Source organism: Paraburkholderia sp. 31.1 (assembly GCF_014397645.1).
GTDB classification, from domain to species: domain Bacteria; phylum Pseudomonadota; class Gammaproteobacteria; order Burkholderiales; family Burkholderiaceae; genus Paraburkholderia; species Paraburkholderia tuberum.
In genome coordinates this window covers 1-207 of sequence record NZ_VZQN01000295.1, presented here as the reverse complement: position 1 = coordinate 207, position 207 = coordinate 1, and the positions used below count along the sequence as shown (strand labels likewise).

Genomic DNA, 207 nt, shown 5'->3' with positions numbered 1-207 from the left:
GCGTGAAGCTCCAGTTGCCGTCCTCGTCGACCTGCGTCTCGCCAACCGGCGTGCCGTTGTCGATCACGACGATCGTGTCACCCGGTTCGCCCTTGCCCACCAGCGTCGGCGTCGTGTCGTCCGTGCTGCCGCCATTGTCCACAGGACCCTGAACCAGACCCACGTCGTCAATCACTTCGCCAATGACTGGCTGGTCCGGCGCATCAA

1 protein-coding gene is annotated in these 207 nt (G+C 64.3%); it reads right to left on the bottom strand.

All coding sequences use genetic code 11. The annotated features are described in order from the left end of the window. Window positions 1–207 (bottom strand): Ig-like domain-containing protein (locus tag F6X37_RS38240; RefSeq protein ID WP_187614718.1); only part of this gene is annotated, 207 nt, incomplete at both ends.